The organism is Pedobacter sp. V48, from assembly GCF_000523515.1.
Lineage (GTDB): Bacteria > Bacteroidota > Bacteroidia > Sphingobacteriales > Sphingobacteriaceae > Pedobacter.
The window spans coordinates 123,599-136,138 of record NZ_AWRU01000019.1 but is presented as its reverse complement, the minus strand read 5'-3'; the positions used below and the strand labels follow the sequence as shown (position 1 = coordinate 136,138).

The 12,540-nt window shown below is 37.5% G+C and carries 10 protein-coding genes and 1 pseudogene; 3 read left to right on the top strand and 8 right to left on the bottom strand.

The annotated features are described in order from the left end of the window. A pseudogene (locus tag N824_RS34380) lies at positions 1–514 on the top strand (Na+/H+ antiporter); the annotation flags it as partial. Positions 515–541: 27 nt separating this feature from the next. Here N824_RS34380 and N824_RS16900 read toward each other — a convergent pair. After that, positions 542–1,528, bottom strand: coding sequence for an AraC family transcriptional regulator (locus N824_RS16900; protein WP_048906326.1), 987 nt, complete (start codon positions 1,526–1,528; stop codon positions 542–544). A gap of 141 nt (positions 1,529–1,669) precedes the next feature. Here N824_RS16900 and N824_RS16895 point away from each other — a divergent pair, with 141 nt between their 5' ends. After that, positions 1,670–2,068, top strand: coding sequence for a nuclear transport factor 2 family protein (locus N824_RS16895; protein ID WP_048906325.1), 399 nt, complete (start codon positions 1,670–1,672; stop codon positions 2,066–2,068). 77 nt (positions 2,069–2,145) lie between these two features. Here N824_RS16895 and N824_RS16890 read toward each other — a convergent pair whose 3' ends face one another. The 5 genes from N824_RS16890 to N824_RS16870 form a co-directional block, all read right to left on the bottom strand. Beyond that, positions 2,146–2,982, bottom strand: coding sequence for an IS3 family transposase (locus tag N824_RS16890; protein ID WP_152542344.1), 837 nt, complete (start codon positions 2,980–2,982; stop codon positions 2,146–2,148). A 2-nt stretch (positions 2,983–2,984) separates the two neighbouring features. Beyond that, positions 2,985–3,485, bottom strand: coding sequence for a helix-turn-helix domain-containing protein (locus N824_RS16885; protein ID WP_048906324.1), 501 nt, complete (start codon positions 3,483–3,485; stop codon positions 2,985–2,987). Positions 3,486–3,562: 77 nt separating this feature from the next. Next, positions 3,563–3,973 (bottom strand): BrxA/BrxB family bacilliredoxin, encoded by a 411-nt coding sequence (locus N824_RS16880; RefSeq protein ID WP_048906323.1) that lies wholly within the window; start codon positions 3,971–3,973, stop codon positions 3,563–3,565. Between the two features lie 152 nt (positions 3,974–4,125). After that, positions 4,126–6,969: a TonB-dependent receptor gene (locus N824_RS16875; protein ID WP_048906322.1), complete on the bottom strand. Its 2,844-nt coding sequence runs from the start codon at positions 6,967–6,969 to the stop codon at positions 4,126–4,128. 6 nt (positions 6,970–6,975) lie between these two features. Beyond that, positions 6,976–8,229, bottom strand: a complete 1,254-nt coding sequence (locus N824_RS16870) for a 6-bladed beta-propeller (RefSeq protein ID WP_084498368.1) — start codon at positions 8,227–8,229, stop codon at positions 6,976–6,978. Positions 8,230–8,580: 351 nt separating this feature from the next. Between N824_RS16870 and ahcY the strand changes: the two genes are divergently transcribed. Further along, positions 8,581–9,897, top strand: coding sequence for an adenosylhomocysteinase (gene ahcY / locus N824_RS16865; RefSeq protein WP_048906320.1), 1,317 nt, complete (start codon positions 8,581–8,583; stop codon positions 9,895–9,897). A gap of 69 nt (positions 9,898–9,966) precedes the next feature. Here the strand turns inward: ahcY and N824_RS16860 are convergent, their stop codons facing one another. Together N824_RS16860 and N824_RS16855 are read right to left on the bottom strand one after the other, a co-directional pair. Further along, positions 9,967–10,932 carry a polysaccharide deacetylase gene (locus N824_RS16860; RefSeq protein ID WP_152542342.1) on the bottom strand — a complete coding sequence of 322 codons (966 nt, stop codon included), beginning with the start codon at positions 10,930–10,932 and terminating at the stop codon, positions 9,967–9,969. Between the two features lie 11 nt (positions 10,933–10,943). After that, positions 10,944–12,512: a mechanosensitive ion channel family protein gene (locus tag N824_RS16855; protein ID WP_048906318.1), complete on the bottom strand. Its 1,569-nt coding sequence runs from the start codon at positions 12,510–12,512 to the stop codon at positions 10,944–10,946. Positions 12,513–12,540: the final 28 nt, after the last annotated feature.

Below are 12,540 nucleotides of genomic sequence, written 5' to 3'. Positions count from 1 at the left end.
CGTGGTTTCCTTGGCTGCTGCATTATCAATACCGGCATTTATAGGCGACGGAGTCCCATTTCCTCAACGAAATCTTATTTTATTCATCACGTTTACGGTGATTCTTTTAACGCTTGTTGTACAGGGGATAAGCCTGCCTTATGTGATTAAATGGGTTAATATGTCAGATCCTGATAACCACCTTCCTGAATCGGAAGAGGAATCAAGAATAAGAAAAATGCTTGCCGATCATAGTATGCAATATCTGGATGCTAATCATTTTGAAAGGGTTAAAGTCAGCCCGGGATTACAACAAATCAGAGCTAGATTAGAGAATGATTTGGCCTTCGAACATCCGGAATATGATCATCAACAGAAAGATTACCAAGATGTTTACCTTCAGTTACTAATTAAGCAACGGCTATTTCTGACAGCGCTAAATAAAGAACAGGATACCGATGAAGATGTGATTAGGAAATTGCAGGGGCTGATTGATCTTGAAGAAGAAAAACTCAGGGTAAGATTTGGCCTTTAACCGTGCCCTATATTTTAAAAGTGTTATTTAATAGGAGGTTGGAGGGGTCCCCGTCCATCGTTTAAAGGCTCTTGTAAAGGCACTTAATTCATTATAACCTAGCATGTATGAGATTTCTTTTATCTGATGCTCCCCTGATTTAAGATATTTCAATGCGAGTTGTTTCCTTGCCTGATCCGCTATATACTGAAAACTTGTACCTTCTTCTTCCAATTTTCGCTGTAAGGTGCGCACGCTCATATTAAAGTTTGCTGCCACATCTTTTATTGATGAAATACCCAGATAAGATTTTGTTAAAAGATAATTGTAAACCATCATTTCAAATTTATCCGCTTGTGTATGGGGTAGTTGACTGATGTGTTGTAATAGCGTTTTTTGTATGCTGTAATTTCCAGTAATAATTATATCATCCCAGAATTTTGTGTCGAATTGAATACCATAGCTGTCGCCTCGATGAGGCGTGCATCGTAAAACACGCCCGTATTCCTGATGGTGTGTAATTTCGTCTGGGAATGTTACTTTTCGAGGTTTTATTTTTTCTAAGAGCAACCCATCCAATTCATGAATAGTAAATGCAATGAAAAAATCTGCCATTTGTTTGTAAGCCAGATTTGTTTGGTCTACCTTTTTACCCGGATAGAAAATGATGTCGAATACGTCAGACTTCACATTCACTTTCATACTGAACAGATCAGTTATTAAATGTGTTAACGCTGATGCCTGGATTAAAGCAGTCCCAATAGTAGTACTTGTTTTAATGATTTCACCAACTGCACCAAGTGCAGCTAATTGCATTGATTCTCCAAAATGAAGGCCAAATAATGAGTCTTTGCTATTCTGAAGAGCATTAGTCCAAATGTCATTCCATTGTTTTGGACTAAAGTTTACCATCTTGTTTTCCTTTACAGCTTTAAAATCGATGCCTGACAAGCTGCATAATTTTTTCACATCGAGATCTCTTTGTGCATAATAAGCAAGTAGGCTCAATATAAAACGGTGCTGATGGTTTTCCATTTAGTAAAGTTATAGATTTAGTTATTCATTAAATATGTTTGTCGTGAAAAGACAACTCCTTGTCATTTATTGGTAAGGACAAACCTCTGTATGAGCACTTTCTTTGTAGTAGAAAATAATTGACAATTAAAATCAAAGAACATGGAAAATCAAGCGATGAATGTAGTTACGGAATTTTTAACTGCGGTACAAAAAGGAAATACAGACAAATTAGCGACGTTATTGCATCCAGAAGTAAAATGGTCGCAACCAGGAGATAATGTGGTTTCAGGATTTAAAAGCAGTGCCGGTGAAGTATTTCAAATGGTTGGTCAAATGTTTGAGCTATCCGCTAACACATTGGCTTTAACAGAAATAAAAGTGCTTGCTGAAAACGGGGACAGTATTGCTTGTCTTGTTCATTGGAAGGCCAAACATCCGAATGGCCAGGTTTTGGATATAGACAATATTGATGTTTATACAGTAGAAAACGGCTTAATCAATAATGTTGTTGTTTACTCAGAGGATATTGATGTTGAGAATGCGTTTTGGAGAAAATAATTCTGTATTTGTGACTTTTGAGTAAGAGAGGATGGGTAATTTTGAAGTGCACCCCAAAAGTTGGACAAAATTAAAAATTAATTATTAATGTGATGAGCTCGATATTTAATCGGGCTCATTCCTTTTAGATTGAGTTTGATTCGATCGTTGTTATAATATTCGATGTAGTTCTTTATATCCTTTTTAAGTTCCTCAATCTGGTAGTACTTCTTAAGATAGAATAATTCAGATTTTATGATGCCAAAGAAATTCTCAATAATGGCATTATCCAGGCAATTTCCCTTTCTAGACATGCTCTGCCTAATACCTTTGTTTTTCAGTAATCGCTGATATTGCTTCATCTGGTATTGCCATCCCTGATCAGAGTGTAAGATTAGGTTTGTATTGCTACTGATCTTTTTGAAGGCATCTTTCATCATCTGGGATACCTGCTCAAAATTTGGGGATTCAGACAAGTTATAGCTGATGATTTCCCCATTAAATAATTCTATGATTGGAGATAGATAAAGTTTTTTATCGCCCACTTTGAATTCTGTTATGTCGGTTGCCCACTTCTGGCAAGGCTGTGTTGAAGTAAAGTCCTGTTTTAATAGATTTGGTGCAATTTTACCTATCTCGCCTTTATAGGATCTGTATTTCTTTCTTCTAATCAATGATTTCAGTCCTAATGTACTCATCAGTTTCAAAACTGTTTTATGATTGATAATACAACCCCCATTCTTCATCTCCATGGTAATCCTTCTATAGCCATACCTCCCTTGGTGACGATGATAAATCTTCTTTATTTGATCTTGGGAAGCATCATGTTTTCTCAGTACTGATTTTGTTTTTAAGTGATAATAATAACTGCTTCTGGCCATTTTTAATATATCCAATAATAGTCCTAATGGATATTTATGCCTTAACTCCTCTATGGCTAACGCTTTTTCTTTTGAGCTAAGGCATCGAGCTTTTTTAGCAACTCATTCTCCGCTCTGAGATATAAGTTCTCCTTTTCAAGCTCTKSWAKMYTGGTTAACGGTTTTGGGGGAGTTTTTGGGGGCTTGTTTTTTTTCATCGTTTTTCGGCCTCTCTGTTGAGCATTTAAGCCATTCTCACCCAAACGCTCATATATTCTTACCCAAGAACTAACTATGCCAATGGAGGGGATGCAGAAATGTAAACAACAGTCCCTCAAAGATAATTCTTTTTTAAGATAGGCCTGAACGACCCTTAACTTATAGTCCTTGGTGTATCTTTGATTGGGCTTTCGCAACAACCCTTGTGAACCTAATGAATTATATTGGTCAATCCATTTTCTGATTTGAGACGATGATATCTTCCATTGATCCGATAACCCATGTATCGATGCCCCGCGTTGATGCTCTTTAACAAGCCTCAGTTTAAAATCGGGTCTGTGTTTTTTGTATTTAATCATAAAAATGCCCCCAAATAGTGTCTAACTTTTTGGGGGCAGTGTAATTTAGCAGGCTCCCTCTTTTATATTTTTTATTTCTAGCAGTACTGCTCAAAAGCACCAATAAGGCTGTCAGCAATCATTTGCGCCGGACGGCCTTCTATTTGATGACGCTCAATCATATGAACTAACTTACCATCTTTAAATAAAGCCATTGAAGGTGATGATGGAGGGAAAGGCAACATATAACCTCTAGCTCTGTCAACCGCTTCTTTTTCCATACCAGCAAAAACAGTTACCAATTTTGTAGGGTGTTTGTCATTTGCTGCAGCTAATTTTGCTGCCGGGCGCGCGTTTGCAGCTGCACAACCACATACCGAGTTCACTACTACAAACACAGTTCCTTCGCTTGTAATGGCGCTATCGACTGCTTCAGCAGTTTTTAATTCTTCAAAACCTACGGTTGTAAGTTCAGCACGCATTGGTTCAACTAAATATTCTGGATACATATGCTTAATATTTTTATAAATTTTCTTTTTGAGTATACAAAGGTACTGTACCTGCAACTAGCATCAAAGCATTGGTGATAAGACCAATATAGTTTTGACCTTTAAATTACTTTGTATAACTCAAAAAACAAGCATTCTATTCCCTTAGATCATCATTTCTTAACCTTGGCCTTCTTTCCAAACTGTCTTGGATAATAGGAAATTGTGGTCATAAAATATTGTTTCAACACATTTTGCGTACCTATAGTAAAGCTATTTGCATCACCATAGTTAATCACGCTGGTGTTCTGCCTTAACAAATCGAGGGCCGCGAATTTGATCTCAGCATTATTGCCCTTAAGGAAGCGACAAACCATGTTCGCATTCCAGATGGTATAAACAATGTCTTTAGAATTCGATGAAGAACTGTTGTTGTTACTGATATTACTATTCAACGTCAACTTCTTGGTGATGTTGAAGCTAGCCGTCAACGTGGTACCAACGTTCTTTCCGCTATATTGGGTGTTAAAGGCCTCTTGTTTGGATTTGTAGGTAGTCCACGCTTGGCTAAGCGCCACCGCCAAATAACTTTTATACGTATAATTGACACTACCGCTATAATACGTATTTAAATTACTCGAATAAGTAAAAACACTATTGGTATACCCAGGGTTTCTCCCTGTATTGAAGTTTCCATATAAATTAAACTGAAATTCCGATGTTTTAAGTTTTAAAGCCTTCCTGATGCCCGCTTCGCCATTTAAATATTTATTCCCATCCGCATTGACCAAATACACCGTACGCCTGTTCTGCTCGTCAATCAAAAGACTGTCTACAATATTGTTAGCAATCAACCCCGCCCTTAGTGTGAAGTTGTAATTAAGCGTATTTTTGCTATGTTGATCATCGCTGTAAAAACTGAATGACAATTCACGCTGTACCGATTCTTTCAGGTTAATATTACCTCTTCTAAGATTGTATACGTCGGTACTGTCAGTTAGCGGAGCAAGCTGATCGATATTAGGTATCTTCATAGTTGTTCTGTACTCAAGAGAGTAGTTCCTCGAGGTTTCCCCATATTGATTATTGTAAAAACTAATCTCTGCGTCAGGGGCAAACTGGCTGTAGTTGCGTTTTAAGTTTTGGAAAGACCTATCAGATTTATTATCCTGACTAATTAATAGCTCTTTAGGATGAAACGTGAGCGACAAGGACTTGTAATAACGGTTAGACATGCTTTTCGAGAAAGATCTCCTTATTCTCAATCCAGGCGCTTCCTCAATAACATTCGTAGTTACCTTATTATTTAAATAGGCGTTAGGCCGGTATACGTTATTTATGGTATCCAAATCCTGCACCCTGTTATCATTTTTATCAGAGTTAAGCAGTAACCTGTTCGTTAAATCAAAGCTCATACGTGAATATTTTTTGTTTCCAAAAATCAGCCCTTTTACATCCTGTATAGTTAAATTCAGTTCCTGCCTAAACCCTTCCGCAAGAGTGTTGTACTTTCTGTTAAATTTCTGATTAGCTGCAGTACCAGTAAATGATTTAAACTCAGTTAGGTTCAGGCGTTCACTTTCATTGTTGTAGGTATTCAAATTATAGTTGGCATCGAAACCCCTAAACCGCATTGTTTGTGTAATGATATATGGAGAATACCTGTACTGACCACCAAACCTAAAACTCTTATTGTTGTAATTTCCGGTATTCATTGAATTATTTGTACTGGTTAGCACATCCTGCAAATTAGTAGCCGTACGAAATGTCTGATTTACATTATCACCCTGATTAAAGTTTACTTCCTGGGAGAAATTCAAATTATGCCCCTTTTTAGTATACTCGTAATTCGAATCAAACCGCTGCGTCGTATTAGAAGATTGATTGTTGGTAATGCTGCTCTCAATCACCTTATCCGTACTGTTAACAGAGGTAGTTGTCTTAGCATCAGCTAGGTAATTGGTGTTCTTGTCTTGTAAAAAGTAATTGGATTTTAGGGTATTTTTTAACTCCCAAGTGGGCTTTTCTATAAAATTGTAGGTAAAATTTGCCCCGAGTGCACTGGGTCGTGTTATCCCTTCAGCCCTAAAATCAGGCTGATATTCTACATTGGTGCCAACCCCCTTAAACGTACTGTTAGATTGGAGGTCGCGCGTATTATCAGCAATCTTGTTAATATTGTTTATGGCACCAACAACGGCAAGTTGCATCTTGGGCGTAAACATATTGATACTGGCATCCGTTTCAAAACGCTTATCTGTTCCATAACCTGCGCCAATCTTACCAAAAAAGCCAACATCCTTACCTTTTTTTAGTTTAATATTCATCTCCAGAGTAGAATCTGCAGGATTGGTACTTTGCTGACTCCTCGATTTGTTGTACACCTGTATTTTCTGGACCGCGTTTTTAGCCAGATTTTGTGTAGCCTGCTTCATATCACCACCAAAAAAGGACTTCCCATTTACCAATAAGCTTTTAACCTCCTTACCATTTACAGTAATCTGTCCGTCTCCCCACAAGGTGATGTTGGGTATCTGCCTAAGCAAATCCTCAACCACAGCATTACTATCTAATTTAAAAGCCGCAGCATTAAACTCTAACGTATCACCATTCATACTAATCGGGGGCACAGTGATCACTACATCGTCAAGCGTGATGTCCCTTCGGTTGGCAACAATGGTCTGGAGGTCGATGGTATTTTTACCCGCAGGTATCGTAAATGTCTTTCTGGAAGTATAATAACCCACACTGTTAATATCCAGCCTTAGAAGAACATTTACGGGCAGATTTTTAAAGCTAAATTCCCCATAATTATTAGTGACCTGGTAGCTTAACAAGGTGCTATCGGCCGATTTATAGATAGATACGGTAGCAGATTTTAGCACATAGTTCTGTGCCGTATCTCTCACAATACCCTTTGCAGTTCCTGGGTTTACAGAAGTAGCTTGCTGTGCATTAAGCGTAAAGCAGGCAATACTGAGCAGAAATGCCAGCGTTATGGTACTTAATTTGAACATGGAGCGTTAGATTTTTTTTGGTTTAAGCTGGATAATTATCGGGTTACTTTTCTTGTTTTGTGTTTTAAAGTACTCGGTTAAAGCAGCATTATACTTCCTGTTTTTATCCTCATTCTGTTCTTTAGCGGTAAAGAGCGTTAGGGAAGAATAGCTGGTGTAAAAACATTCAGGAGTAACGATGTGAAAGCCTTTGTTTGTAAAATCATATTGAGATGCCAAGTCCGTAATCGGCAAAAACTGAGAGGTAGAATCAGGCTCTATATCTGCAATAGATGTCAACTCAGTTGTTTTTAAGTTATAGATAAAAGCTTTTTTCTCATCCCGGCTCCAATTCCAGTTCCTAACCTGGAAATACAGGTTATTAAAATGCAGGTAACTGTTAGCCAAATCATAAAAAACATCCCTGTTTTTCTCATAATAATCATAACCCTTCCCTTTATAGATTGGGTTGGTATCATAATCCATAGGAAGAGAGTTTGAGGCCGGAAACAATATCCTATAAGCCAAAGAAAGCTTTTTAGCCGTTAATTTGTAAATGTTATAATAGAAGTTCTTAATAAAAAGATATCCATCCGGATTACCATAATCATATACACGGCCACCATGCCAGCGCTCATCGCCCTTGTGATCAGCCGTTCGGTAAGGGAAATAACTTTCTACCCTCTTACCATCCTTCAAAATGCTTACGTTATAGTAGATGCTATCTTTACCACTTTCTTCCAGAAAAGCCTGGTCTATAACCGTACCATCACTAAATTTCTTATAATTGGTATAGTCTTTCTGTTTATCCTTAACAATAGGTACTTTTTTTACCAGCTTGGCAGTTAAATCAAAATAGTAAATTTGTTTACCTGACGAAATCTCAATCAGCGATTGACCATCTTCCTTTTTAATATTAAAGCCATAGAAACTCTGATCTTTAACTTTAGGATCTTTCTCTATTTTATTGGCATTGATCTTCGCAACATATTTTCCCGCTTTAGTAAAAATCAATACTGCTTTGGTTTCCCAATCGTAAATAACATAATTGTCGTCGGCTATTTTTAGTGAATTTATAGAACCAAACAGACTTTCCTTGGTGGTTTCTAATGGGGTGAAGATAACTTCATCGAAGAACTGAGATACAGCCGCGCCGCGTGCGCTGTTGGGGTCAATCCTGAGCGTGATCATTCCTGTACTATCAATCTTGCTATCTTGAGCCATAGCATGGCCATAGGAGAAAATGCAGATTATTAAACTGCTGAGAGCGAATTTTAACATAAAGGCGTCATTTGGTTCCTTAAATATATTAATTTTCAGTAGACAAATGATTTTATGTAACGCTCAACCCCCAATTTTTAACAACAATTAACATCAAGACAAAACACCCCTTACTCTGCGATAGTACACTGCTTGTTCGGGGGGTTGTTCGATGATGCTTCATCACTGCCTAGGAAAAAAGGCACTTTTACCGAACAATTAGCGTTTTAAAGCCGGTTTATCCAACACCAAAAAAGATAGCAACGAGGACATAACGATTTGAATCGAATCCATTCATTTTTTGTTGCAATAAATAAACATAAATAGTCGTAAATTTGCAGGCTGTATATTAGAAACTTAATAAATAAACATATGTCATCAGTAGAGACAACTTACGTTCCTTACAAAGTTAAGGACATTTCACTGGCAGAATGGGGCCGCAAAGAGATTGAGCTAGCAGAAGCAGAAATGCCTGGTTTAATGTCATTACGCGAAGAATTTGGTCCTTCTCAACCATTAAAAGGCGCACGCATTGCAGGCTGCCTTCACATGACCATCCAAACTGCAGTTTTAATTGAAACACTAGTTGCATTAGGTGCTGAAGTTACCTGGTCATCTTGTAATATATTTTCAACTCAGGATCATGCTGCTGCTGCTATTGCTGCTGCAGGCATTCAGGTATATGCCTGGAAAGGTTTAGATGAAGCTAGCTTTGACTGGTGCATCGAACAAACTTTACATTTCGGTCCTGAGCGTCAGCCATTAAACATGATCTTAGACGATGGTGGCGACTTAACTAATATGGTTTTCGATAAATTCCCTGAGCTTATCGCTAATATCAAAGGTTTATCTGAAGAAACTACTACCGGTGTTCACCGCTTATACGAGCGTATGAAAAACGGCACATTGCATTTACCTGCAATCAACGTAAACGATTCAGTTACCAAATCTAAATTTGACAACAAATACGGTTGTCGTGAATCATTAGTAGATGCTATCCGTCGTGCTACTGATATCATGATGGCTGGTAAAGTAGCTGTTGTTGCAGGTTACGGCGATGTGGGCAAAGGTTCTGCTGAATCTTTAAGCTCACAAGGTGTACGTGTAATTGTTTCTGAAATTGACCCGATCTGTGCTTTGCAAGCAGCAATGGAAGGTTATGAGGTTAAGAAATTTGCTACCGCAGTTAAAGAAGCTGATATTATTGTAACTACAACTGGTAACTGCGATATCGTTCGTGCTGAACATTTCAAAAGCATGAAAGATAAAGCGATCGTTTGTAACATAGGTCACTTTGATAACGAAATTGATGTTGCCTGGTTAAACAAAAACTATGGCGCTACTAAAGTAGAGATCAAACCTCAGGTTGATAAATATACTATTGATGGAAAAGACATTATCCTATTGGCCGAAGGTCGTTTGGTAAACTTAGGCTGTGCAACTGGTCACCCAAGTTTTGTAATGTCTAATTCATTCACTAACCAAACTTTGGCTCAATTAGAGTTATGGATCAATACAGATCAGTATGAGAACAAAGTTTATGTCTTGCCTAAGCATTTGGACGAAAAAGTAGCTCGTTTACACTTGGCTAAAATCGGCGTTGAACTTGATGTTTTAGATGCACATCAGGCAGAATACATTGGTGTTCCGGTTGAAGGTCCATTTAAACCAGATACTTACAGATACTAATCAATCGATATATATAAAAAGAGGGAAATTACAATGTAATTTCCCTCTTTTTATTATCAGGCATATCCGTTATTTCTGTTGAAACTCATCTTCAACACTTTCTCTCAAATCGTACATCATCCACTGTTTACCTTGAATGTCTTTTTGCTTATTCTTAAGGAGTTTAATAAAATCCTGAACCCCCAATGGTTCATTTCCATTTCCATGAATTAAAACTATACTCCCTGAGTTGGCAGGCTGACCTTTTGCAAGCCATGCATCACTCCCAACAGGAATAACCCCATAAGAAAGCACACGTTTTACCACTTCTGTATCTGACACAAGCCCTGGAAAACGGAAGAAAACAGAGGGTATCATTCCGTGTTGTAACATGGCCAATTCGGTGCCCAATATTTCAAAATTCAAATCTGTACCTGGCTCCAGTAAAAAATTAGTTTTAAGAGGAGCTTTAGAACTTACATGATGATTGTAAGAATGGTTTATCCACGTAACCTTTATATCGTTTGATTTTTCAAGCTCTTTAAGCCAATTCAAATCGTTGGAATGCGTAAGCATCCATCGGCCGGTAATTGATATTGCAATTGGAACAGGCTTCTCCGTTTTCTGAAATTCTGAAATGAGTGAAGTAAAGATAATTCTATCGAGCGCTTTATGTGAGGGGCACAAATCAATTGTTAAAGTTATTCCTTTTTCCTTTTGGAAACCATGTATAATTCCTGCATCCTGCAAGCTACTAGACAACTGCCTTGCCGATGAAACTGTCTTAGCATAGGGTGTATTTCCAAAATAAGTAAGTGCTTCCTCTAGTCCCATTTCTTTCACTGTAACTGTGGCAGCCGGAATTATTGATGTACTTAGTTCAGTAGGATTAACCGCTAAATAAGAAGCAGTTCCTGAGGTTTTGAATTTCCGAAGTATCAGTAACTCATTATTGTTGTACTTAGTAATTGCAAAATACTTATTATACCCTTCAATGCTAACCTGAGCCGAACAAGGGATAGCTAAGACCATTAAAAGGTACAAAATCCTCTTCACACTTATTTCATTTAGATTTTAGTCTGAACAGTACTGGCATTTCCATCCCTTATTGCCTGGTAGTGAGGCGACATAATCTCCACTCCTGCCTTATCAAACGTTTCATGAATATTTTTATGCATCTCTGAGTAGATAATAGCCATTATACCAGGATTACTGATGTAGGCATTTAGCTGATAAGATACATACCAATCATCAAGACTTGTTTGCAATACAAAAGGAGTTCTTTCTTTAATTACACCTTCTGTTGCAAGCGCAGCGTTAATCAACAGTTCATGAATTTTTGTCCATGGAATATCGTAACCCAAAGTAAGTGTGCTATGGATAATCAATCCTTCATTAACAGACATACTGGTATAATTCACAGTATTTCCATTTAAGATGGCACTGTTGGGTATTGTAATGATTTCGTTTTTGATTGTTTTGACACGGGTAACCAATAATGATTTCTCTAAAACAGCTCCGGTAGTATCTCCAATTTTAACAACATCGCCTATTCTGAAAGGCCGCATGTAAGTAATCACCATACCCGCCACGCCATTGCTAATGGCCGAGGATGATCCAAAGGAAATAAGAATCCCCAAAAACACCGACACTCCTTTAAATATGGCCAGATCCGACCCCGGAATATAAGGCCATATCATCACTATCATAAAGGCGTTCAATAAGATCTTAACAATATTAAATGTAGGTTTTGCCCAGTCAGGATAAAAACCACTAACCTTTAACCTTTCAGTCTCAACCTCGTAAGCTAGAAACTTTATTGCCTTTTTCACATAATGGAACACCGCAATAATTACTGCAATAGTAATCAGCTTTGGCACGAAAACAATTAATGCACCAAATATATTTTTCAATGGATTTAACACAAAACCAATCAAGCTGTCGCTCCAGGGCTTTGTCCATGGAAATAACCTAAAAATAACTGGCAGTGTAAGATAGATCAGCAAAAGGATTACAAAGATTTTAATTAGGTTCAGGAATTTGCTGATTAATATCAGTTCCCTTCTTCTGTCGATCAGCTCGTAGTCCTTAATCTTAAGATGTCCAATTCTTTCATGCAATTTGAAACTCAACCAACTATTAAATTTATTTGAGTATTTGTTGAGAAAAAAAATACATACGCCCAATACGATAATGATCAGCAACCCTAACCCCGCACGCTTTAAAAGTTCTGATACGTTGGTTTCTTTTCTGTAACTATTGATATTATTTATAATAATTTCCTGATAAGCTTTGGCCATAACCTCTTTATCCATATTTACGGAATCTGCATCGGCCTTTGATAAGCTCAATAAAATATCACCTTTATAAACAATGCCTACAAGAGTAGAATCATCAATTGTCATTAAAGAATCGGGCACAAAAAGAAGGTCCTCAGATAGGGCCACCACTTTAGAAGAAGTTCTTTGTGCCCTTTCTGGTGCAGACAATGAACCAAGCTTATTTTTGATGTGAAAGAGTGTGTCGGTATGTGCAATTACAGGGTATCCTTTAAATGCAACGGTATCTTTCTGTGCATAAACTATATGCTGGATACTCAATAAAAAGGCTAACGAAAACAATAGCTTTAGAGACATAATTCGGATTATTATAACTGACACCAAA

Bases quoted from the DNA above. Each gene is read 5' to 3' on its own strand.
- N824_RS16870 (WP_084498368.1), bottom strand. From the start codon at position 8,229: ATGTTAAAATTCGCTCTCAGCAGTTTAATAATCTGCATTTTCTCCTAT.
- N824_RS16875 (WP_048906322.1), bottom strand. From the start codon at position 6,969: ATGTTCAAATTAAGTACCATAACGCTGGCATTTCTGCTCAGTATTGCC.
- N824_RS16895 (WP_048906325.1), top strand. From the start codon at position 1,670: ATGGAAAATCAAGCGATGAATGTAGTTACGGAATTTTTAACTGCGGTA.
- N824_RS16855 (WP_048906318.1), bottom strand. From the start codon at position 12,512: ATGTCTCTAAAGCTATTGTTTTCGTTAGCCTTTTTATTGAGTATCCAG.
- ahcY (WP_048906320.1), top strand. From the start codon at position 8,581: ATGTCATCAGTAGAGACAACTTACGTTCCTTACAAAGTTAAGGACATT.
- N824_RS16880 (WP_048906323.1), bottom strand. From the start codon at position 3,973: ATGTATCCAGAATATTTAGTTGAACCAATGCGTGCTGAACTTACAACC.
- N824_RS16900 (WP_048906326.1), bottom strand. From the start codon at position 1,528: ATGGAAAACCATCAGCACCGTTTTATATTGAGCCTACTTGCTTATTAT.